At 43.8% G+C, this 22110-nt stretch carries 21 protein-coding genes; 10 read left to right on the forward strand and 11 right to left on the reverse strand.

Annotated features, from left to right (window positions below):
• Positions 1-3: 3 nt before the first annotated feature.
• Both DYADSP32_RS28605 and DYADSP32_RS28610 read right to left on the reverse strand, forming a co-directional pair.
• Complete coding sequence (locus DYADSP32_RS28605; protein WP_149239561.1) at positions 4-1218, reverse strand: sugar transferase; 1215 nt, start codon at positions 1216-1218, stop codon at positions 4-6.
• 13 nt (positions 1219-1231) lie between these two features.
• Positions 1232-1621 carry a response regulator transcription factor gene (locus DYADSP32_RS28610; RefSeq protein ID WP_149239560.1) on the reverse strand — a complete coding sequence of 130 codons (390 nt, stop codon included), beginning with the start codon at positions 1619-1621 and terminating at the stop codon, positions 1232-1234.
• A 907-nt stretch (positions 1622-2528) separates the two neighbouring features.
• Here DYADSP32_RS28610 and DYADSP32_RS28615 point away from each other — a divergent pair.
• Positions 2529-3365: a sulfurtransferase gene (locus DYADSP32_RS28615; RefSeq protein ID WP_149239559.1), complete on the forward strand. Its 837-nt coding sequence runs from the start codon at positions 2529-2531 to the stop codon at positions 3363-3365.
• Between the two features lie 33 nt (positions 3366-3398).
• The gene (locus tag DYADSP32_RS28620) at positions 3399-4439 is read left to right on the forward strand and encodes an aldo/keto reductase (RefSeq protein WP_149239558.1); all 1041 of its coding nucleotides are present in this window, start codon (positions 3399-3401) and stop codon (positions 4437-4439) included.
• Between the two features lie 150 nt (positions 4440-4589).
• Here DYADSP32_RS28620 and DYADSP32_RS28625 read toward each other — a convergent pair whose 3' ends face one another.
• The 3 genes from DYADSP32_RS28625 to DYADSP32_RS28635 form a co-directional block, all read right to left on the reverse strand.
• Positions 4590-5234 (reverse strand): response regulator transcription factor, encoded by a 645-nt coding sequence (locus DYADSP32_RS28625; RefSeq protein WP_149239557.1) that lies wholly within the window; start codon positions 5232-5234, stop codon positions 4590-4592.
• Between the two features lie 416 nt (positions 5235-5650).
• Positions 5651-6586 (reverse strand): ISL3 family transposase, encoded by a 936-nt coding sequence (locus DYADSP32_RS28630; RefSeq protein ID WP_414617432.1) that lies wholly within the window; start codon positions 6584-6586, stop codon positions 5651-5653.
• Positions 6587-6614: 28 nt separating this feature from the next.
• Positions 6615-6977, reverse strand: a complete 363-nt coding sequence (locus tag DYADSP32_RS28635) for a transposase family protein (RefSeq protein ID WP_149239555.1) — start codon at positions 6975-6977, stop codon at positions 6615-6617.
• A gap of 455 nt (positions 6978-7432) precedes the next feature.
• On the opposite strand from DYADSP32_RS28635, the gene DYADSP32_RS28640 reads away from it, so the two are divergent.
• A complete protein-coding gene (locus DYADSP32_RS28640; protein ID WP_149239554.1) occupies positions 7433-8014 on the forward strand; it encodes a porin family protein in 582 nt (193 codons plus the stop codon).
• A gap of 77 nt (positions 8015-8091) precedes the next feature.
• On the opposite strand, the gene DYADSP32_RS28645 is transcribed toward DYADSP32_RS28640, so the two are convergent.
• Positions 8092-8676 carry a DUF1287 domain-containing protein gene (locus DYADSP32_RS28645; RefSeq protein WP_414618138.1) on the reverse strand — a complete coding sequence of 195 codons (585 nt, stop codon included), beginning with the start codon at positions 8674-8676 and terminating at the stop codon, positions 8092-8094.
• Between the two features lie 107 nt (positions 8677-8783).
• Entirely contained in the window at positions 8784-9734 is a 951-nt protein-coding gene (locus DYADSP32_RS28650; protein ID WP_414618139.1) for an EamA family transporter, read from the reverse strand.
• Between the two features lie 1285 nt (positions 9735-11019).
• Here DYADSP32_RS28650 and DYADSP32_RS28655 point away from each other — a divergent pair.
• A complete protein-coding gene (locus DYADSP32_RS28655) occupies positions 11020-11343 on the forward strand; it encodes a hypothetical protein (protein WP_149239553.1) in 324 nt (107 codons plus the stop codon).
• Between the two features lie 20 nt (positions 11344-11363).
• Here the strand turns inward: DYADSP32_RS28655 and DYADSP32_RS28660 are convergent, their stop codons facing one another.
• From DYADSP32_RS28660 to DYADSP32_RS28675, 4 genes are all read right to left on the reverse strand, one after another.
• A complete protein-coding gene (locus DYADSP32_RS28660) occupies positions 11364-12635 on the reverse strand; it encodes a replication-associated recombination protein A (protein ID WP_149239552.1) in 1272 nt (423 codons plus the stop codon).
• Between the two features lie 102 nt (positions 12636-12737).
• Complete coding sequence (locus tag DYADSP32_RS28665; protein ID WP_149239551.1) at positions 12738-13319, reverse strand: sigma-70 family RNA polymerase sigma factor; 582 nt, start codon at positions 13317-13319, stop codon at positions 12738-12740.
• Positions 13320-13474: 155 nt separating this feature from the next.
• Entirely contained in the window at positions 13475-15106 is a 1632-nt protein-coding gene (ade, locus tag DYADSP32_RS28670; RefSeq protein WP_149239550.1) for an adenine deaminase, read from the reverse strand.
• A 74-nt stretch (positions 15107-15180) separates the two neighbouring features.
• On the reverse strand, positions 15181-16044 hold the full coding sequence (locus DYADSP32_RS28675; protein WP_149239549.1) for an AraC family transcriptional regulator: 864 nt from the start codon (positions 16042-16044) through the stop codon (positions 15181-15183).
• Positions 16045-16289: 245 nt separating this feature from the next.
• Here DYADSP32_RS28675 and DYADSP32_RS28680 point away from each other — a divergent pair, with 245 nt between their 5' ends.
• From DYADSP32_RS28680 to DYADSP32_RS28705, 6 genes are all read left to right on the forward strand, one after another.
• Positions 16290-17942, forward strand: a complete 1653-nt coding sequence (locus DYADSP32_RS28680; protein WP_149239548.1) for an altronate dehydratase family protein — start codon at positions 16290-16292, stop codon at positions 17940-17942.
• An 88-nt stretch (positions 17943-18030) separates the two neighbouring features.
• Positions 18031-18804: an SDR family oxidoreductase gene (locus tag DYADSP32_RS28685; RefSeq protein WP_149239547.1), complete on the forward strand. Its 774-nt coding sequence runs from the start codon at positions 18031-18033 to the stop codon at positions 18802-18804.
• A 101-nt stretch (positions 18805-18905) separates the two neighbouring features.
• Complete coding sequence (locus DYADSP32_RS28690; protein ID WP_149239546.1) at positions 18906-19772, forward strand: fumarylacetoacetate hydrolase family protein; 867 nt, start codon at positions 18906-18908, stop codon at positions 19770-19772.
• Positions 19773-19912: 140 nt separating this feature from the next.
• The gene (locus DYADSP32_RS28695) at positions 19913-20740 is read left to right on the forward strand and encodes an amidohydrolase family protein (protein WP_149239545.1); all 828 of its coding nucleotides are present in this window, start codon (positions 19913-19915) and stop codon (positions 20738-20740) included.
• Between the two features lie 60 nt (positions 20741-20800).
• A complete protein-coding gene (locus DYADSP32_RS28700; protein ID WP_149239544.1) occupies positions 20801-21139 on the forward strand; it encodes an L-rhamnose mutarotase in 339 nt (112 codons plus the stop codon).
• Positions 21140-21415: 276 nt separating this feature from the next.
• On the forward strand, positions 21416-22108 hold the full coding sequence (locus DYADSP32_RS28705; RefSeq protein ID WP_149239543.1) for an endonuclease/exonuclease/phosphatase family protein: 693 nt from the start codon (positions 21416-21418) through the stop codon (positions 22106-22108).
• The last annotated feature ends 2 nt before the right edge of the window (positions 22109-22110 follow it).

Below are 22110 nucleotides of genomic sequence, written 5' to 3' on the forward strand. Positions count from 1 at the left end.
AGGCTACACATTCTCCGACTGAAGGAGAGCAGGAAATGTTTTCATAATAATCATAAAATCCATTTTGAACGAAAATTCCTTCGCGTAGGTTACATCCAGCTGGGTTCTTTCTTCCTCCGACATATCAGCCTTTCCTTTGCCCCTTTTGGTTACCTGCCATAGGCCGGTAAGCCCGGCTGGGCCTGCGAACCTGAGTATCTTGCCATCAGTGGTCATCTTTTCTGCTTCATACAAAGGCAAAGGACGGTTGCCTACGAGTGACATATCCCCTTTGAGAATATTGATCAGCTGAGGTAATTCATCCAGGCTCGAATTTCTAAGAAATTGTCCGATACGTGTAATTCGCGGATCGTTTTGGAACTTCATGAACGCAGCTTTTTGATCCCTTTGAAAATGATATACTTTTTCGCAAATCTCTTTTCCGTCATGAAAAAGCAAGCTTTTGCATTGATTGCCAGCAATACAATCGGCACAAAGGTTATTTGATTCAATTTGCTGAATAGGTTCCGGCGTTTTGTTGTACATGCTCAGTGCAGCCATCTTTCTGATAAGCTGGTCGGCATCAGTTCGCATGGTGCGGAATTTGTACAGGTCAAATATTTTGTAACCACTTCCAACCCTTTTTGAACTGTAAAAAACGGGGCCCTTTGAGTCTAAGCGAATCAGCAACGCAACCAGGAGAAATACAGGAAGAAGAAGAATAACCGCGGTTCCGGTGGTTATTATGTCAATGGCCCGTTTCCAGCCCGGAGTGTGGTTTTTTATTGTACTTATCCGCTGAGAGGCCTTGCTGGCAACATACCATTGCCTTTTTCTGAAATAGGCAATTCTTGTAATAAGATCACCATGCATAAAGTCAATCGGAAAGATATCATCGGCATGCTTGCTTCGTGCTGCCTGGATCAATTGGGGTGTAAGCTTGTCTACCAGTAGCACAAAAGGGATGTTTCCAAAAGCCGCGCTGTTGCGAATGGTATCCAATAACTCCCAACCCCCGCTATCCACATGGGCAATCACGATGTCTGCCGGGAAATTGTCCTTAAGTGCTTCAAGAACACTTTGCTGGGTATCGAAATATTCGACCTGTAGTGAATCTTTGTACCGATCGATAAAGCTCAAGTATTGAGCAAAATTATTGTTGAGATAAAGGACTCTGAATTGCGCGGACTGATATTTTGGCTCAGTAGCCAATTTTACAGGAGTTTGTGTAACTTCCATTGTATCCTTTGGATTACGAGTACCGGTTGCTTCTTCTAAGGATGGCATTGATCTTGGCATGTACCTCCATAGGGTTAAACGGTTTCACCATGAAATCGTCTACACCCAGATTCAGACATTGGATCCTTTCGCCACTGTCATCGGAGCCGGAAAGCATAATGATGGGGATTTCGGAGTACAGGTTACTTGCCTTGGCGACTTTCAGAAATTCTTTGCCGCTCAGGTTAGGCATGTAGAGATCAGCGATTATCAAGTCTACTTTATTGCCTTGTTCCAGCCAAAGCATACCCTCTGAACCATCATGTTTTACGGTTACGTTGAAATCTTTTTTCAGGAAATGTTCAAGTATTTTGCAGATACTTGGTTCATCGTCAATGATTAACAAGTCTTTCTTTGGATTCATATGTTGAGTAAAATTATTTCCATCTAACGCGAATTAATGAACACCTTAATGACAACTCGTTGGTTAAGATTACTATATACGTTGATGAATGTTTGCTTAATATACTATGCTGGCCTTCTCATTAAAAAGCTCACTTCAATATAGGTGTGGATCATTATCGGCTTGCCATTTAGTGAGTGGGTATAATTTCCCATTCAATCTTGAGATGGCTAGCCAACGCTGTTGTGAGGTATCGGTTGAAAGAGGAGTTTATATTACGTAAAGACAATATTAGTGTTTAATTTTCAAACAATGACCTTATCCTAGAATTAATATGAAAGTAAATTAAAAAAAGTCTACACTATCATTAAAGATGGATTTGGCGTTAAAAGACACTGTGTCCATTATCAGGTCGTATGGATCTGAAAATAGAACTATGATTACATTTTTAGACCATATAATACAAGAATTAACAAATCGTCACAGAGTTTTTTTGTACGCTAGTAAAAATAATTAGGAACGGTCAAATTACATAATTTGGCCTTTGATTTATTTGCATTCATTAAAATGAAGATAGCCGTAAATGGTTTGCCTTTGAAAGCAAAGCATTCTGGCGTAAGGAGGTTCGGGTGCCGGTTGTCATAAGGTATGGGATGGCGTGCGCACTATCTACTGCATTCTGTCTTGAGAGCCAGTGCGGCTATGGCATATCCCAGAGCCGGCATCCATGGCTTGGAATTGTCGCGGGAATGGTGGGGCGATCCAGATGCTGACGGATGCTCCTGAGGTCAATAGGAGATATGGTATATCTGTTTTTTTTGCCGATTAGAAAGTCTGATATCGGCTCCTTTCATTTACGGATTGTAAATGCCGGTGAGCATAGTTACTTTTAGTCTTTTAATTTTCACAGTGATACCCGTTGATATTTATGCATATAGTCAATCCCGCAGATATAGCCGGTTTACGAGCCGCAGGTGATACCGTTTTTGTAGATGCACGTGGCGGTGCAGACGCTTTTGAAAGATTTAGCGATGGGCATCTTGAAGACGCTTTATTTGTGGACCTGGAAACAGAGTTGTCGCAAAAGACTTCAGATGCAGCCGATGGAGGAAGGCATCCGTTGCCCAGTCCTTCAGACTTTGGCAAGCTATTAGGAACTTTGGGCATTATGCCAAGTACGACCGTTGTCGTGTATGATGATAAAAAGGGTGCGAATGCGGCCGCAAGATTCTGGTGGATGCTGAGAGCCGCCGGTCATGAGAAGGTATACGTCGTAAATGGCGGCTGGGATGGCATTGTCGCCGCAGGTTTGCCTGTTACAACGGACATGGTAACGCTCTTGACGGAGTTTCCTTCCTATCCCATTGTTGGCTGGGAGTTGCCTACTGTTAGTGCCGACCAGGTAGCAGAAGTGGCAGAATCCGAAAATGGAATGATCATTGATGTAAGGGAACGCTACCGATTCAGAGGAGAAAGTGAACCTATTGATCTGGTTGCAGGGCATATCCCTGGTGCTATCAATATTCCTTACACCGGAAATCTTGATGATAACGGAGACTTCTTGTCTGCCTATGAATTAGGTGAAAAATATAAAGAGGCTCTCGGAGAAACAGGTGCGAAAAATGTGATTATTCATTGTGGGTCCGGGGTAACCGCCTGTCACACCATATTGGCATTCGCGGAGGCGGATTTGCCAACTCCGTCGCTTTACGTAGGTTCATGGAGTGAATGGTCGAGAAACGACCGGCCGGTTGCAAGGGAGTAATAATGGAGATATTGAAATAAAAAATTATAATTTATGGAATTCAGGCAGTTAGGAGCTTCGGGCCTCAGGGTGCCCGTTTTGAGTTTTGGTACAGGAACCTTTGGCGGTGGTGGCGAGTTTTTTAAAAAGTGGGGAAATACCCAGGTTGAAGAAGCGACCAGAATGGTCAGTCTGTGCTTAAATGCGGGTCTTAATCTTTTTGATACCGCAAACGTGTACTCAAATGGATTGTCGGAGGAGATATTGGGGCGGGCAATTGTCGGTCTCCGTGATGAGATCATTTTGTCGACCAAGGCAACTTTCAAAATGGGTGAGGGGCCCAATGATTACGGTTCTTCCCGGTTTCATTTGATCAAAGCTTGTGAAGATAGCCTGCGCCGGTTGCGAACCGATTATATTGATATATATCACATGCACGGTTTTGATGGCGTGACGCCAGTGGAAGAAACGCTAAGTGCATTGAACCACCTGGTTGAAAGCGGTAAAGTCAGATACATCGCCTGCTCGAATTTTTCTGGCTGGCACCTGATGAAGTCCCTGGCAATCTCAGAAAAATATGGGTGGTCAAAATATGTGGCCCATCAGGCGCATTATTCTTTGTTAAGCCGTGAACTGGAGTGGGAACTAATGCCTTTGGGAATGGATCAGAATATTGGTACACTTGTATGGAGTCCTTTGAATGCGGGCAGGCTGGGAGGTAAATTTCGTCGTAATGTGCCTATGCCCGCCGATAGTCGCATTGCTCAGGGTGGAGGAGAAGGACCGCCGGTACCCGAAGATTTTTTCTATAACCTGATCGATGTCCTGGATGAAGTGGCAGCTGAAACGCAGAAGACCGTTGCTCAGGTTGCTTTAAACTGGGTGCTCCAGCGGCCAACCGTGAGCAGTGTGGTGATAGGGGCAAGGAACGAGGAGCAACTGAAGCAGAATCTGGGGTCGGTAGGGTGGAATCTAACGGTAGAACAAGTGAAGAAACTGGATGCTGTAAGTGAAAGACCGCCTGTGTATCCCTACTGGCACCAGAGAAATTTTCCGGCTCTTAATCCTATTCCTGATTTTTACGCCAAACGCTAGGCAGAAACAATCGCGTTTAAGATTTCAATCAACTCAGGGAAACCGGGCCGCGAAGGAAATCGTCCAAGATATCCATTTCGACACGGCTTCGCCAACAAGGTCGTAATTCGCCGACTATTTATGATGCCGGTAATCGGTTAGATCGTTAAACTAATTACCTTTCTGCTCGGGAACGTAAAGACCGTTTTTCATCGCATAGACAATCAGGTCTGTGGTTCTTTTTACTTTGAGCTTGTCCATTACATTTCGGTGATAATATTGAACGGTATGAGCGCTTAATTTAAGCTCATAGGCAATTTCCTTAATGGTTAGCCCGCTACAAACCTTGTTCAAAACCTCCTTCTCACGTGGTGAAAGATGTGAAACGACTTGCTCTTCGGTGAAAATACTATTGAGAAGATTATCTCTAACCGATTTTCCAATGTACTGTTTACCGTCTAAAACCTGACGGATACCATCTTTAAGTTCGTCGAGCGGAGTCGATTTCGACATGAAGCCGTTGGCGCCCTTCCGGATTGCCTGTTTTATTGTCTGTGCATCTGTTGAGGATGATAAAATAATGATTTTCAGATCCTTTGTGAAATTGGTTCGGCAGATTTCCAGGAGATCCATTCCACTTATTCCGTTCATCATCAAATCCATGATTAAAATATCGGGTAAAGTGGTTTGTTTATCTTCCAGAAAATCCTCCGCACCGCAGTAGGTATGTATAGCATTTACTTCGGGCATTTTCAATAACGAGCTCTTCAAGGCCTCTGTGAGCAGAATGTGGTCGTCAACTAGGGAAATATTCATAACAGTCACTTTCGGCGAACCAAAAATGGTTCATTGTTAAATTAGCATGGATAACTATAATCACTATTCAAGCTAAGGTTTGCTTTATTTTAATACCTCGTGGAATAAAGCCTGCTGCGGCAGAAAACTCTTTCCGGAGACTGTAATGCGCAGAATCCGTTTTTATGAGTTTAAGCCGAAGGTTGGGCAATTTTCGGATAAGTTGATGTAAAAGGTTTTATTTTGCCAGTATGGTATTTAGGCGGCCCGCCTAAATCCTGCAAGTCAATAAAATTAGGCATTTTTTATCTAAACGGTATTTTGTTTTCGTTTTTATGCCTTTAAACAGTCGCCATAGCCTTATTTACATAAGCAACTGCTGGCCGGAGGATCGCGATAGTTTTGGATCAAAACCAAATGTTGTGGACTAACTTGGATTAAGCATATAACTGAGTTAGGCGGTAAAGGAAGAATTCCACGTTACGAACCCCTCGGAACTGACTTCTAAATGCTTTGATCTTTGCGTTGAAGGACTCGGCTGAAGCGTTGGTACTCCTGTTGTCAAAATAATTTACGATAGTTTTATAGTGATTCTCTATTGATCTGGCAACTGTGTTGAATGATTTAAACCCGGATTGTCGGACCTTTTCATGCCACTTTGCCAACCGGGTTAGCCCGTAAATCTTTTCAGTAGTATTGGTGAAGATGTTACTAAGCTCTTGCGCCAGATCATATGCTTTTTTGAGGTCGGGAAAGCGCTCAAAGACTAATTGGGCTCGTTCCTTTTGATTATCAGTCCAGGTGTTTGGCTTTTTGTAAAGCGCATACCTGCTGCGAGCCAACAGCTGTTTAATGGTATCCCCGTTTGGCAATACTTCGGCTACATATTCAACATGAGTGGATTTGGCCTGCTCGATAGCATCATTTTCCAGATCCAGAGCTTCCCAGCGGTATTTTATGCGCATTTCCTGCAAAGCGTCTGTGGCCAATCTCTGTACATGGAAACGATCCGTAACGCGCGTAGCTCTCGGGAAGCATCGTTTTGCGATCATTTCCATGCTGCCAGCCATGTCCAGGGTGATTTCCGTTACCTTTTTGCGTTGGGATTCGGGAATTTTACGGATAACCTCAATAACTGTTTCGGCTTTAGTCCCCGCCACTATGGCCACTATACTTCCACGCCCACCTTTTGCAGCTTTGTTTGTAAGAATTGTGTAGAGCTCGCCACGGGAAAGACTAGTCTCGTCAATAGAAAGGTGAGAACCTATGTTTTCAGGAAACAAAAGCCACTTTTTAGCATGTCCTCGTTGGCCCCAGTCCTTGAATCCGCTTTGGAAATCACGGTATTGGCGTAGCAGATCCTTGCCATTCACTCCATATAACCGTCCGATTGTCCAGGCACTATTCGGGTTGGTATCGACCGATTTCTTTTAAAAAAGCTGCGAATTCACTAGTCATTCGCGTTCCCTCTGCTACTTCCCTCCAGTCCCTGTAAACCACTTTGCCGGTCTTGGTATTCAACCATCTGCGCCGTTTGATGTGAAGAAAAACTTTATGTCCGCGAATTGGGAAATCCTGAATCGTGATGGTAGGAAAGAAGCCTTTGGAGAGTAAATTTTTCTTGTCTGGATCGTTATCAGCAGCGTTCTTTTCTTCGATGCGGACGTGAAAAGTATCTCCGTCTTTGTCTACGGAAGTAAGATTGAAATTTTCTAGAATGAATTCGGGTAATAAAAACTGAACAATAGGCAAGAAACTCTCCAAAACAAACGGGTTTGATTAAAAACACAAACCTAGATAAATCCTATGCACTCCACAAGTTTTTGACTTGATCCATAGTTTTGGTAGTCAGGATTTGTGAGGTGCGTAGGTGATAAAAAAAACAGCCCAAACACAAAGTGCATGGGTTGTCCGCTTACTCAACGTTATGAAACTTTTTAAATTTTAGTGCGTGTATGTGATCTGGATTGTGAATACAAAGTTACCAGGTTGATATTTGTCTTCATTACCTAAATTTTCCTGGAATTGCCCCCTAATTTTTAGGCGTGGTATGGCGTTTGCTCGATAGAGATTAGTTGATCTTCTTGAAGGTAGAGACGATAAGCATATACCCAATCGGTGTAATATCCTTAATAAAACTGCAGTCTGCGTGGAAACTGGTACAATTTTTACAGACATTGTAATACAAAATTTGTATTAACTCATAAAAATCAAATAACATGAAGAAAGCACTGTTACTTATGTGTATGGTTGTGTCTGCAACAGTCAGTTCCGCACAGACGATTTCCCTGGGGCCTAAAGTAGGACTAAATGTCAGCAATTACACCGGGGGCGATATTGAGTCGAATGCGTTGGTGGGATTTCATTTGGGTGGTATTCTCAATTTGGGAATAGGGAAGGTTTTTTCCCTGCAACCCGAGGTACTTTTTTCAACGCAGGGAGCCAAAATTGATAACGGTTCTCAAAAAAGAGATTTTAAGACTACCTACGTGGCGGTGCCCGTAATGGCGAAGTTTAGGTCTGCGGGTGGATTCTATTTTGAAGTCGGGCCACAGGTTTCTTTCCGAACCGGAGAAGATATTCCTGATCAAACCATTGATCATTTCTCGAAAAACCTGGACCTTGCCGTGGGAGCAGGCTTGGGTTATCAGGCGGGCTTTGGACTGGGAATCGGGGCCAGATACCTGGCAGGTATTTCGAAAGTTGGGAATTTCGATAAAACGGCTGCTGCCAACCCTGATTTTAAAAACAGTGTCATTCAGGTCAGTTTGTTTTTTGCAATACCAGTTGCCGGGCGATAATTCCCGGGTAAGATCGTAGTCAGGAGCGGGTACAGAAGTGCCCGCTTTTTTTGATTCATGCAGAGCCTTGAAGCATATTATTGTTTGCGATATTGATAATGGCCAATGATTGGATAGGTAAACAGGCAATCAGCCACTTCCTGCCCGCTGCCAATATTGTGAACAATCAGATTCCGGTTTCGATCGGCGGATTTTCTGTTGACCACTATGCCTATATGCGTCATACCCCTTTGCAGACTCCAGCAAACTATATCGCCCGTTTTGTAATCATCCGCATTTTGTGTAATTGGCAATTCCTTTCCCTGGCGTGAGAAGAATTTCATGAGGTTGGGCACCCGCCGATGATCAATGTTTTTATCGGTGGTTGTCATGGACCAGTTTTTGGGATATAGATAAAAATGACTCCGCATGTCCTCGTGGACTTCTTTTTGAAGGTCTATTCCCATCTTTCGGTATGCTCTTATAATTACATCGGTGCATACACCTCTATCCGCCGGTACATCACCGTTTGGATAAGCAATCGAAAAATACCTCGGATCATATCTTACGCGCTGAGCGGTTAAGGACATAGCTGCATCGCCCAGCCTGTGCGCGAAATGCACTTGCGCAGATGATGAAGAGGTAATCCAAACTGCGATGGAGATCAGCACAAAATTTCTCACTTCATTTATGCATTTGATGTGTAAACTTGAACCATAAGCGGACCGGGATCATAATCAATATCCGATTTGTAGCGGCTCGTTTGAGTCGGTTTCTTGGTTTGGTTATCTCACAAGCTAATCTGCCTTTGCGTATTTTTGTATTCATGCAAATTAATTAGCATCACGCTTCCGAGAATTATGGCAAGTCCGATAATCTGAATACTTGAAATGGTCTCAAGACCAAAAAAAATTCCCAGTAACACGGCCACTACAGGGTTGACATAGGCGAATGTACTCACTTTTGTGGCGGGTTGGAATTTCAATAGCCATACGTAGGCGCTAAAGCCAATGATAGATCCGAAAATAATCAAATATACAACAGCCATCCAGCCTTCCAGTGGAATAGAATCAAGGCGAAAGCTTTTTAATTCCCCACTTAGTATACTCAGGGGCATGAACGCCAGCCCGGCTGATAACATTTGCCAGGTGGTGCTCACAGTGGCGGAATTGCCGGATGACCTGTACTTAGCGTACAATGAGCCACTGGCCCAGGCAATGGATCCCAGGATCAGCAGGGCGGTTGCATAAATATCTTTTGTGCCGGAAATGTCTGCAAAGGCCTTTGAAATTTGTTCACTAAATAATAGTCCCACACCGCCAAAGCCTATCAGCAAGCCAGCAATCGTGGATTTATTTCTTAAATTATGAGCCCATTTTGGCCTGTCCAGTAATACGAACCAAAGCGGGGAGGATGAAACCATAATTGCTACCATGCCACTGGGCAGGAATTGTTCTGTCCATATCACAATCCCATTTCCTACGAAGAGCAAGAGTAAGCCACTTATGATAGCGGGCCTTATGGCTTTGACTTCGAATACTTTCTCATTCCGTAGCAAACACCAGGTCATCATCAATGCGGCCGCAATGATGAAGCGAAACGCACCAAGGAAGAAGGGCGGGAAAGTCTGAACGGCCTTTTGTATGAAGAAATAGGTAGATCCCCAAACTAAATATACCGTGGCATATGCCAGCACAACCATAAGGCTTGAGGGCGTTTTTTCTGAACTGGTTTGATTCATGTTATATTTAGTGATTGGCACCCATTTCAATATTTCCAGACCGTGGCTACCGGTCTGTTTCGGATACCCGTTCCTGAGTTACCATCATAGGCGTGTAAACACCAGTATGTTTATTTTTGGTTCGCAGACATTGGTTTTTATTCAAAGTTCTGCATGTTGAGGAATTTGTACCCATTGCTTGTTCCAGCCTCGTGTGATATTGATTTTCGAGGACTATTCTCTACAAAATATTTAAATGAAATTGAGTATTCCCGATTCCACCCGCGCATTGCTTGCCGCTGTCTTCTGGAATGGTTGTTTTACATCCCCTGTTATCAACCTAATTTAAGCAGTATGGCAAAGCTCCTTTATGATTTAAGTACCGTGGGTCCGATCCTATTGATCATGGTTTTGCTGGCGGCTATTCTTTGCGCTGTTTGGTTAATTGCGGCGCTTCGGGGGAAGTCCTCTAGTCATACTTTTGGAATGCCGGAACGCCGCTGGCTAATCAGGCATAATCGAATCCGTATGAAAGACCTCAGACATTCATGAACGTGTCCTGGATTTCGGTTCTAATGTAATTCTTCGAATTGATATATTATGCGCTCATTCAATGAGAAGTAAAGGCAATGATGGAGCCATTGGATCTTCTATTATGCCGGTAATTATATCTTATTGTCGAAATAATTCTACAAGAGTTTCTCTGCTAATTTTTTAAAATTTTATTTCAAAACCAGCTCATTTATGAGGTTGCTGCGTGAGGCTGATTTTATTTTTTAATCAGAATGACCAGGTGCGGCAAAAATTAAAATTGTGTTGAGGTAAAATCTTTGATAACGGGATTGACAAATTGTATGCGAAATGCCCAAAAAAAACATCCCAATGGCATTGCCTTCGGGATGTTCGATTTTACTCAACGTTATGAGAACCGATTATCTGGTTTTCATTCACAAATTTAATCATTTCTTAAAATATTCCTCATTTTTTTTATTACTGTTTTTTGGGTAGAACCTGCCAGGGTGTTCTATGTGTCCTTCGTAAGTTTTGTTGCTATCAGAACTAGTAGGAATAATTCTATGAAAATTATAAGTATTTGTTCTATGTTTTTCTGGTTATTAAACTTGTACGTTGATGTGACCAGCACAAAGCGTCAGGAGGGCAGTGAATAATCAAACTTTTTATAAGCTTGTAAAACATTGCTTTGTATATTTACAATTCGAGTTTATTCTATTCTGTCTATCATTTTGGTAAATATTTGATACTTTTATTAGTGGGATGTTGTACCCCCCAAAATTAGTAGGTTTGTATGCTGTCAATATTAACGTGTTCTCCGAATCTGACCCGTCCGGTAATGGTAAAAAATTCATCGCGCTATAAGTTGTTTGGACCTTCTGGCCGTGGCAATGAAGAAGTAGAGGGTCGGCTCAGGGAACTAATCGGACAAATGCAAACTCCCGAGAATTTAAGAAAGCTAATGAGTGTAATTACGCCTGAAACGAGGCAATGTCCGTTGGTTGAGCGTAAAATGGATTTTTCCAAATTTGAGGAAAAACTTAATAAGGCGAAAGACGAATACTTCGGTAAGGAGCCCAAAGGATTGGAAGGCAATCCGGATGGCAATGGTTTTTGAGTGCTTTAAAGTACCTTCCCTTAATATTGGTACCATTCGGACCACCATTGCTGCAATTTTTTTCTGATTTCTTCCTCTCTGGCATTTTTCCCGGGCTCAAAAAACTTCTGCCCCTTAATCTCCTCGGGTAAAAAATTTTGCTGTGCAAAATTACCTTCGTATCCATGGGCATACTTGTAATCTTTCCCATAGCCAATTTGCTTCATAAGTTTGGTAGGCGCATTTCTTAAGTGAAGAGGTACCGGCAAGTGTGCGGTGCTGCGGGCTGCCTGCATGGCCATGTCAATGGCCAAATAGCTCGCGTTACTTTTGGGCGATGTAGCCAGATAAATGGCAACTTGGGATAAAATGATTCTGCACTCCGGATAGCCAATCACGTTCACAGCCTGCATGCATGCATTGGCCATGATTATCGCAGTGGGATTGGCATTGCCAATATCTTCGGATGCCATGATGAGCATTCTTCTGGCGATAAATGACGGATCTTCACCGGCAACAATCATCCGGGCCATCCAGTATAAGGCACCGTTTGGATCGCTGCCTCTAAGCGACTTGATAAACGCGGAAATAATATCGTAGTGCTGCTCCCCGGATTTATCATAGCGGGCAATATTTTGTTGGGCCACCTCCGTAACCCACTCGTCGGTTATCTCTATTTTTTTCTCTTCACCCTTGGCCAGGACAACCAGTTCTAGCAGATTCAGCAGTTTTCTGCCGTCACCACCGGAAAGTCTGAAAAGGGCATCATAGGATTTGAATTCGATATTCTTTTCACTCAGCCACTTATCCTTTTCCAGGGCACGTGCTACTAGCCGTTTGAGTTCGTCTGCGCCAAAAGCCTCCAGAATGTAAACCTGGCAGCGAGACAATAAGGCGGAGTTGATCTCAAAAGACGGATTTTCGGTGGTGGCGCCTATAAGCGTAACTTGTCCTTTCTCCACTGCACCAAGCAGTGCATCCTGCTGATTTTTATTGTAACGATGGATTTCATCGATGAATAGAATAGGGGGGAAAAGACCCGACGGCTTTGCCAGAACTTCGCGAAGTTCTTTCACGCCAGAGCTTATGGCACTCAGGTTATGGAACTGTCTTTTGGTGGCATCCGCAAGCATGAGGGCAAGGGTAGTTTTGCCAACGCCTGGAGGCCCCCATAAGATCATGGACGGAAGGGTATTCTGTAGAATGGCTCTTCGAAGAGGTCCGTTCGGTCCCAGAAGTTTGGACTGACCTACAAAATCGTCGAGAACACGTGGGCGAAGTCTTTCGGCAAGTGGTATCGTTGTTGAGGTCATTCGTTGGTCTTATCGGGTGATGAATCAAGTATACTCGTATTTAACAAAAAAAGCGTGGCATAGTTCGCCACGCTTCTATTCACCGGAGGAAAATGGATTCACTTAGAACGTTAATCTGTCCAGCGTCATTTGTTTTTTTAAATTACCCAACGCACCGAATACCAGATTGTAGACCGATTGAATATTGATTTTCATAAGATCAGCGATCTCATGGTTGTTGAGATTCATGTAAAACTTGAGAAAGATGGCTTCACGCTGGCGTCTTGGTAAGCCATTGATTGCCACGTTAAGATGTTGGTTGGTTGACTCAAATTCTTCCTCAGAAATCAGATGATTTTCATGAGAAGGTGTATTGATATGCCAGTATTCCACCGGGATATCTTCATTACTGGTGTGCTTTTGCTGTGCATTCAGGTGGCGTACCAATTTTCTCTTTATGGACGCCATAAGATAAAACCGGACAGATGTGGTGTCACCCAATGTTGCCCGGTTTTTCCATAATTCAACGAATAAGTCGTGAATGCAGTCTTTGATGAGTGGTTTATCAATCGTGAACTGCGAGCAATATTGATAAAGAATGTGGACGTAGGAGCGGTAGAGGCATGCATATGCATTTTCGTCTCCTTTTCTGAACTGATCCCAAAAATTGAGTTCTTCTTCTTGCTTGTAGCGTAAATGTGCCATTTGTAGGTTAGGAATTTAAGATGGGTTAGGAATATTTGAATAAGGGTCAATCTTACACTTGTAAATATATTTATAAAAAAACGTATTTTAAAAATATTTATTGGATTAAATTAAATTTAACAAAAGGATGATATAGTAGGATCATATTATGTACGCTACTTCGCGAACAGGGATACAAACCGAAACTGCTCTCCATCAAACAATCCCTGGTCACTTAACTTTAATGAGGGAATAACCAGCAATCCCATAAAAGATAGTGTCATAAAGGGTGACTTTAATTTTGATTTTAAGTTTGACTTAACAAATTGATCCAATCTGGTGTAGGCTTCCGCAACCTCGTAACCATTTTGATCACTCATTAGTCCCGCAATGGGCAGTTCCAGCAAATGGCTTTCACCATATCCTACGGCCGAAACGCCTCCCTGCGCATCAATAATCAGGTTTACAGATTCACAAAGGCTTTCGTCGTCAACGCCCACGGCAATAATATTATGCGAATCGTGGGCGACTGAGGAGGCAATAGCCCCGGCTTTTAATCCGAAATTTTTTATAAATCCAATGGACGGCGGGGTATTCTGATAACGATTTACAACGGCTATCTTTAAAATATCCCGCTCAGTATCACTGACAACTAGGCCATCTTCCACCTTTTTGGGCAGGGAAAGCGCATTGGTAATAAGCTGTCCTTCGAGGGCTTCAATCACCCGTATTGCTGACGAGATATTATCATCCTTACACTGAAAGTCTTCTGTTTTTTTTCTTTCGCAGGCAAACTTGTTGATATGTCTGCTACGGATATCGGGCAGAAAGGAGATGCCATCCTGTGCCACCTTTGCTCCGTTAAGCCATGTTTCAACAACAGTAATATCGGTGAGGTTGTCGATGACTATAAAGTCGGCGGGATCGCCAGGCCGAAGTAAGCCTACTGGTAAATTGTAATGCGCTACGGGGTTGAGGCAGGCAGCCTGCAGTACATCCCAAATATTGTGGCCCAATTTTAAAGCCCGCTTTACCAGTATATTGATATGGCCTTCAACAAGATTGTCCGGGTGTTTGTCGTCGGAGCAAAACATAATTCGGTCCGGGAACTCAGAAAGTAAAGGAATTAGGGCATCAAAATTCCGGGCAGCGCTGCCCTCCCTGATCAGAATTTTCATTCCATAATCAATTTTTTCACGGGCTTCTTCATAGGTGAAGCATTCATGGTCGGTGGTGATTCCGGTTGAAGCATATTGTTCTGCTGACTTGCCTCTCAGGCCCGGAGCATGGCCGTCAATGGGTTTGTTGAAGTGTTTTGCCCAATTTATTTTGGCCATCATATCCGGATCATGATGCAGCACCCCCGGATAGTTCATTACTTCGGCCAGATAGCCAATCTCCGGCTTGGCGAGCAAGTTTTTCACGTCGGTGGGGTTCAGAGTGGCTCCGGCGGTTTCATAAGAAGTTGCCGGAACACACGAAGGCGCACCAAAACAAAACTTGAAAGGAACTCTGTTTCCATCTTCAATCATGTACTCAACACCTTCATAACCTACAACATTGGCTATCTCGTGCGGATCGGAGATCGTAGCAACTGTGCCATGAACAACAGCCAAACGGGCAAACTGTGACGGCGTAAGCATGGAGCTTTCTATGTGTACGTGGGCATCCACAAAGCCCGGTAGGGCGTATGGCAGCAAAGGGTTTTCTTTGCCCATGAGCGTTATGTGGCTAATTCGCGTGTCGGCAATGAAGAGCTCCACTTCATGGATGGTCCTGTCAAACAGGTTAATAAGGTTTACTTTCATTAATACCTATATATAATGTACAATTGGGTAGATGGCCTAAAAAAATGGAGGTGTGCTGCCTTCAAAGATCCTAACTATCTGTAACCTTTTTGATATTGCAACGGGCTTTTCCCTGTATAAACTTTAAAGTACTTATTAAAATTGGCAAAATTGTTGAATCCGCTTTCAAAACAGGTTTGTGCCACGTTCAATGTTCCCTCCCGCAAAAGCTTACAGGCATGGCCCACTCTGATTTCAAGAAGAAATTGGGAATAGGTCTTTCGGGTTCGGCTCTTAAAATACCGGCAGAAAGAATGAGGGCTTATACTGGCAACGGCCGCAATTTCTTCAATAGAAATTTTGTGCTGAAAGTTAGCCAGCGAGTATTGGTATATATGATTGATTCTATCGGTATCGTACTGGTCATAGTCCTGATCATTGAAGGTGTTGGATAATTGAATGATCTCGGAGTTTTGAGCCAGACTTTCGAGGATCTGCAGTAGCGTTATGATGGAATTACTTGCCTTTTGATCAAGCAGGTTTTGCATCAGTGCTTTTATTTGCTCATTTTCCTGCCCGAGTAGCTTCATTCCCCATTTTGCTCTTTCCAGCAGGTCGCTAATAGATTTGTTTTCGGGCAGTTGGAGAAATGCTTCACCGAACAATCCCTCTGAGAAGTGCAGTACCGTTGCCTGCGCGTAAAGTTGGGTATTTCCCTGGAAATATTGTTCGTCGCACCGCCAGTAGTGGGGCAGGTTGGAGCCGATCAGCAGCAGGTCGCCGCTTTGAAATGTCTGAATATTGTCACCCACAAACTGGGTGCCGGATCCCTGCTCTATATGAACAAGTTCCAGTTCGGGATGGTAATGCCACCGGTCGTAGAAGTGTAACACCACATCTCTTCTGATACTAAACGATTGCTGTAATCGTCGCGGGACCTTTAATAATTGTGGTTTCACAGTTATAATTACAGATTTTTGGCTATTCTGTTTATTTTTATGCCAATATTATTGAAAAAAATGCCATAATTGTAAAATAATGAATTGAAATATTTCAATTCATTTGTAGATAAATTCAATGATGCGGAGTTTTATCTTTCTGATATGGAAATTTGTCCCAAACTTTGAAGTACTATTTACGGCGATTTACAGTATATAGAGGATACAGTAATCATGAACATTTATAAATATTAGAAAGTAATACTATGGCGTCCCAACTTATTAAAATTCATCCTTCGGACAATGTAATTGTAGCACTCAGGGACCTGCCCACGGGTGCCGATGCGGAATGGGATGGTCAACATTATAATTTGCCCTATGGCGTTTCTTCAAAGCATAAATTTGTAACCGAAGATATTGAAACCGGGGGTGCGATCATCATGTATGGCGTGCTGGTGGGGCGAGCCACACAACCAATAAAAAGGGGTGAGCCGATCACTACGTTTAACCTTAGACATGACGCGCATGACTACAGTACTGCAAATCGCCAGCCGTATTCGTATGTTCAACCGGATGTAAGCAAATGGCAGGGGCGTACTTTTAAGGGCTATCACCGTCCGGACGGCCGGGTGGGGACCTATAATTACTGGCTGGTACTTCCGCTGGTATTTTGTGAAAACCGAAATGTACTAATCATGAAAGACGCATTTGAGCGGGAGCTTGGTTATGCGCAAACGGACATCTATCGCGAACATGTTCGTGAGTTTTTACATCTATATCAGGCAGGTGACACCCGAAAACTGAAAAGTCTTGAGGTGTTTACGGAGCAGCCATCCGTTAAGAAAAATATCAGTCGGCCGTTTGCCAATGTGGACGGTATTAAGTTTTTGACGCACGAAGGGGGTTGTGGCGGCACGCGCGGTGATGCTACTACGCTCTGTGAATTGTTTGCGGCTTATGCAGTTCATCCAAACGTGGCTGGAATCACGGTTTTAAGTCTTGGTTGTCAAAATTCTGAGCTAAGGATACTTGAAGATGGAATTCGGAAACGTGATCCGCATTTCAACAAACCATTTTTTGCATTTGAACATCAAAAAGGAACGGAATACTCCCTGATGGCCGGCGCAATAAAGGAGACCTTCCTCGGACTTACTAAAATTAACGAGTATGAGAGAGCGGATGCGCCGTTATCCAAACTTTCGGTTGGGTTAAAATGCGGAGGTTCTGATGGGTTTTCGGGTATCTCTGCTAATCCGGTACTCGGTCATTTGTCCGATCTTGTAGTAGGGCTGCAAGGTCAAACCCTGCTAGCGGAATTTCCCGAATTAAACGGCGTTGAACAGGAATTGTTGAATCGTTGTGTGACTGAGGAAAAGGCTGCCAAATTTGAAAAACTAATGCGGGACTATGCCGGAAAAGCGGAGGCTGTGGGATCGTCATTCGCATTTAATCCTTCACCGGGCAACATCAAAGACGGCTTGATCACGGATGCTATAAAGTCTGCCGGTGCAGCCAGAAAAGGTGGAAATGCATACATCACGGATGTTTTGAACTACACAGAGCGGGCTACCGAATCGGGGCTTCAACTCGTGTGTACGCCTGGGAATGACGTAGAAGCCACAACTGGTCAGACTGCCGCGGGTGCGAATATCATACTCTTCACGACCGGGCTGGGTACACCTACCGGCAATCCGATCTGCCCGGTTGCAAAGGTGGCAACCAACACCATTCTTGCCAATCGCATGCCGGATGTGATCGACTTCGATTGCGGGCCCGTTGTGGATGGAACGCAGACTATCCAGGAAAACGCGGAAGCATTGCTCGAATATGTGATCAAAGTAGCAAGCGGAGAACTGACAAAAGCGCAACAGCTTGGTCAGGATGATTTTATTCCCTGGAAAAGAGGGGTTTCTCTTTGATTGCCTGAAAGGGAAATTGAAATTGAGCGGGCCCTGAGTAAAGAATCCGAAGGGTTCCCTTTTGAAATCAAAAATCTTATTATAAAAAATGTTTGATTTAAACGGTAAAGTGGCGTTAGTGACGGGTGGCGCAAGTGGAATAGGATTAGCTATTTCCAAAACATTTGCGAAACAAGGTGCTCATGTTCATATTCTTGAGCTGAATATTGAGTTGGCTCAGTCGGTGGCGGCAGAAATTGTCGGTGAAGGCGGACGTGCTGAGGCACACGCTGTGGATATTTCGAAGCAGGCAGATGTCATTGGCGTAATTGATTCCATTGCAGCCAAGCAAAACATCAATATTCTGGTCAATAATGCAGGAATAGCACATATTGGAAAAGCTGATACGACCTCGGAACAGGATTTTGACCGGGTGGTGAATGTAAATGTGAAAGGTGTATACAATTGCCTTTTTGCCACCATCCCACATTTGAAACGTAACAGTGGTGGAGTGATCCTGAATATGGTTTCCATTGCAGCCACCGTAGGCATACCCGACCGATTTGTGTATTCTACAACCAAGGGAGCTGTGTTTTCCATGACACTTTCCGTTGCGCGTGATTATCTGGGCGATGGGATTCGATGCAACAGCATTTCTCCGGCACGTGTGCACACCCCGTTTGTGGATGGGTTTATTTCAAAAACCTATCCGGGAAAAGAAGCCGAAATGTTCGAAAAGTTATCTAAAACACAACCGATCGGGCGAATGGCCAAGCCTGACGAGATTGGCGCATTGGCACTGTATCTCTGTTCCGACGAAGCCGGGTTTATCACAGGTTGTGACTATCTGATCGACGGAGGGTTTGAAAAATTGAATAACTAATAGCTATTGGCAATCAGCGATTAGCCCAATATTCTATTTCATATATCGAAAATTTATCATTTAAAAAGCGCATGGCCAATGGCTAACAGCTAAAACCTAATATGAAACTATTCCGCTTTGGTGCATTTGAACAGGAAAAACCTGGTGTTGAACTTCCCAATGGAACACAGATTGATGTTTCTGCTTTTGGAGAAGACTATAATGAAAAATTCTTCGCGACCGATGGATTGAGCCGTCTGGCAGCCTGGCTGGACGCCAATGCGGCATCTGCCCCGGCGATTGAAGCAGGATTCCGTTACGGTTCCTGTGTAGCGCGTCCTTCGAAAATTATCTGCATTGGCATGAACTATGCCAAGCACGCCTACGAATCAGGCGCCACCGAGTTGCCGAAAGAACCTATCGTTTTCTTTAAGGCAACTTCGGCACTTTGCGGCCCCAACGACAACGTAGTCATACCCCGAAACTCGGAAAAGACAGACTGGGAAGTGGAGCTGGCGGTTATTATTGGAAAGAGGGCAAGCTATGTGGACGAAGCGGAGGCATTGAATTATGTGGCGGGTTATGCGGTTCACAACGATTATTCAGAGCGTGCATTTCAGCTGGAACGTGGCGGCCAGTGGGTTAAAGGAAAAAGCAATGACACTTTTGCTCCCCTGGGCCCCTATTTTGTGCCAGCCTCGGAGGTGGGTAATGCCAATGCTCTGGATCTGTGGTTGTCGCTGAACGGGAAGAAAATTCAGGATAGCAACACTTCTGATATGATATTTCAGATCCCTTTTCTGGTAAGTTATCTGAGTCAGTTTATGACCCTGCTTCCGGGAGATATGATCACCACAGGTACACCTGCCGGGGTAGGTCTGGGCATGAAACCACAGGTTTATCTTAAGCCTGGGGATGTTGTGGAGCTGGGTATAGAAAAACTTGGAAGTCAGAAACAAGAAGCAGTGGCCTGGTCTGCGGTTGTATAGTTAGAAACTAACGGGTGCATATTGTCAGGACTTGGTCATGAGACGGTTATCAACTTTGGACACAAAGTCCTGCCCCTTTGTGATCATCTCTGACAAACCCATAAAGCGTTGATTTTAAGGTCAATTTACATCACATGGCAATGAATATTGATTCTCATCAGCATTTCTGGATTTTTGATCCCGTCCGAGATTCGTGGATCACACCCGAGATGCATATTATTCAACGCGATTTTTTGCCTGAGGATCTTCATCCCGTTTTGGAAGCAAACGGAATGCATGGTTGCGTGGCCGTTCAGGCCGATCAATCCGAGGCAGAAACCACTTTTTTGCTTCAACTGGCGGATGCGAATGATTTTGTAAAAGGTGTGGTTGGGTGGGTCGATCTGCAATCCTCCAACCTGTACGATCAGCTGGAAAGATATTCGTTATATGAAAAGTTAAAAGGTTTCCGGCATGTGGCACAGGGCCAGCCAGAAGGTTTCCTACTGCGGCCCGGGTTTGTCAAAGGCGTTGGGCAACTGGTTGCGTTTGATTTTACCTATGACATTTTAGTTTATGCCAATCAGCTCAATGAGGCATACGAATTTGCCAGAACGCTGCCAAACGTTCGATTTGTTCTGGATCATATTGCCAAACCCCTGGTGAAAAAGGGTGAAATTGATCCATGGCGTGCCGATATTATCAAATTGGCCGAACTGCCGAATGTAAACTGCAAAGTATCGGGAATGGTTACAGAGGCAGATTGGATCAATTGGAAACAGGCCGATTTCAGGCCCTATCTGGATGTTGTTTTTGATGCTTTCGGTACAGATAGGATTATGTTCGGCTCGGATTGGCCTGTTTGTTTGGTGGCCTCGGAGTACGGTGCGATGAAGGAAATCCTTACCAATTACATAAGCTCGTTTTCGCCCGCTGAAAAAAGAATGATCATGGGAGAAAACGCCATTTCGTTTTATAGGTTGGAATGATAACATGTTGTAAAACGAAATTATTTCATCACGTAGAAAATTGACTATCGTTTTTAACTAATGAAAAAATATTGTCTTGCAGTAGATTTGGTGAATGATCCGGTAATGATCGCTGAATATGAGGCGTTTCATCAAAAAATCAGGCCCGAAATTGAAAAAAGCATCCGGGATGCGGGTATTACCAATATGGAGATTTTTCGGCTGGATAACAGACTTTTCATGATCATGGAAACCGAAGATGATTTCGATTTCGAGGTTAAGGCCAGAATGGACGCGGAAAATCCGAAAGTTCAGGAATGGGAACAATTGATGTGGAAATATCAGGAGGCTTTACCTTCAGCGAAGAAGGGTGAAAAATGGGTTTTGATGAAACAGATCTTTGGAATGAACGGATACTAATTGTATGCTGCGGTGAATGAAAGATTACACCTCAAAAATTCGATGTAAGTTTGGAGTAATTGGTTGTGTTGATATTGACTGACAATTCGCTATGGAAATTTCACTGAAATAATTAATAACCAAAAATCCGCTGAGTATTTTGATATTGGATTTGATTTTTGGTGATAAACCTAGCCTGTATCGATTTTGAAGAGATTTTTTCTGTTAACTATACTTATACCGACTGCCATCCTTTTTATTGCCTCTCAGCCACGGCGCTCTATTGAGATCAAAGTCATGAGTTTCAATATCCGTCATGGTGAGGGAATAGATGAGCGGTCGAATTTGATAGGAATTCTCAGGATCATTCAGGAACAAAAACCCGACCTTATTGCCCTTCAGGCCGTGGATAGTCTGGTGACGGAGGGTAAAGTACAATTCCAACTTAGGCAACTCGCGACGCAGACAGGTATGCATTACACGTATGGCGTAGCAGATCGATCGGGAAATGGCTCACAAGGGGTAGGGATTTTATCCGCCTGGCCATTCGAAAAGACGCAGGTTCTTCCACTTCCATCTACGCCCGGTTCCGATCAGAAAGTGCTGCTTTGCGGACTGATAAGGCATTCGCGAAACCTTACATTTCGTTTCTGCAATGCAAGGCTCGAATACGCCTCGGTTATGGATCGGGCGCTGCAGGCCGCTTATATTAACCGCTTACTGGAAGGAAGCGTGCAGCCCGTGGTACTGGGGATGGATATGGGCGCAAGGCCCAACGAGCAGCCCTATTTTTCCTTTAGAAAAAAATGGCATGATTCGGCCAGGGGATCTCAGTTGGAAACCTGGAATCAGGGCCTGCCAGGAGATCGGATGGATTATATTTTTGTCTTACTTAACAACAAGGTTCGCGTGAAGAGCTATAAGGTGATTCGTAGTTACCCCGAAGTCTCGGATCACTATCCGATTGTTGCCAACATTGAATTTTGGTAAAC

The sequence above is a fragment of the Dyadobacter sp. 32 genome (genome assembly GCF_902506755.1).
Taxonomy (GTDB): domain Bacteria; phylum Bacteroidota; class Bacteroidia; order Cytophagales; family Spirosomataceae; genus Dyadobacter.

Excerpts from the sequence above, each read along its gene's own strand:
- DYADSP32_RS28605 (WP_149239561.1), bottom strand. The coding sequence starts at position 1,218 with ATGGAAGTTACACAAACTCCTGTAAAATTGGCTACTGAGCCAAAATAT.
- DYADSP32_RS28610 (WP_149239560.1), bottom strand. The coding sequence starts at position 1,621 with ATGAATCCAAAGAAAGACTTGTTAATCATTGACGATGAACCAAGTATC.
- DYADSP32_RS28615 (WP_149239559.1), top strand. The coding sequence starts at position 2,529 with ATGCATATAGTCAATCCCGCAGATATAGCCGGTTTACGAGCCGCAGGT.
- DYADSP32_RS28620 (WP_149239558.1), top strand. The coding sequence starts at position 3,399 with ATGGAATTCAGGCAGTTAGGAGCTTCGGGCCTCAGGGTGCCCGTTTTG.
- DYADSP32_RS28625 (WP_149239557.1), bottom strand. The coding sequence starts at position 5,234 with ATGAATATTTCCCTAGTTGACGACCACATTCTGCTCACAGAGGCCTTG.
- DYADSP32_RS28640 (WP_149239554.1), top strand. The coding sequence starts at position 7,433 with ATGAAGAAAGCACTGTTACTTATGTGTATGGTTGTGTCTGCAACAGTC.
- DYADSP32_RS28650 (WP_414618139.1), bottom strand. The coding sequence starts at position 9,734 with ATGAATCAAACCAGTTCAGAAAAAACGCCCTCAAGCCTTATGGTTGTG.
- DYADSP32_RS28655 (WP_149239553.1), top strand. The coding sequence starts at position 11,020 with ATGCTGTCAATATTAACGTGTTCTCCGAATCTGACCCGTCCGGTAATG.
- DYADSP32_RS28660 (WP_149239552.1), bottom strand. The coding sequence starts at position 12,635 with ATGACCTCAACAACGATACCACTTGCCGAAAGACTTCGCCCACGTGTT.
- DYADSP32_RS28665 (WP_149239551.1), bottom strand. The coding sequence starts at position 13,319 with ATGGCACATTTACGCTACAAGCAAGAAGAAGAACTCAATTTTTGGGAT.
- ade (WP_149239550.1), bottom strand. The coding sequence starts at position 15,106 with ATGAAAGTAAACCTTATTAACCTGTTTGACAGGACCATCCATGAAGTG.
- DYADSP32_RS28680 (WP_149239548.1), top strand. The coding sequence starts at position 16,290 with ATGGCGTCCCAACTTATTAAAATTCATCCTTCGGACAATGTAATTGTA.
- DYADSP32_RS28685 (WP_149239547.1), top strand. The coding sequence starts at position 18,031 with ATGTTTGATTTAAACGGTAAAGTGGCGTTAGTGACGGGTGGCGCAAGT.
- DYADSP32_RS28690 (WP_149239546.1), top strand. The coding sequence starts at position 18,906 with ATGAAACTATTCCGCTTTGGTGCATTTGAACAGGAAAAACCTGGTGTT.
- DYADSP32_RS28695 (WP_149239545.1), top strand. The coding sequence starts at position 19,913 with ATGAATATTGATTCTCATCAGCATTTCTGGATTTTTGATCCCGTCCGA.
- DYADSP32_RS28700 (WP_149239544.1), top strand. The coding sequence starts at position 20,801 with ATGAAAAAATATTGTCTTGCAGTAGATTTGGTGAATGATCCGGTAATG.
- DYADSP32_RS28705 (WP_149239543.1), top strand. The coding sequence starts at position 21,416 with ATGAGTTTCAATATCCGTCATGGTGAGGGAATAGATGAGCGGTCGAAT.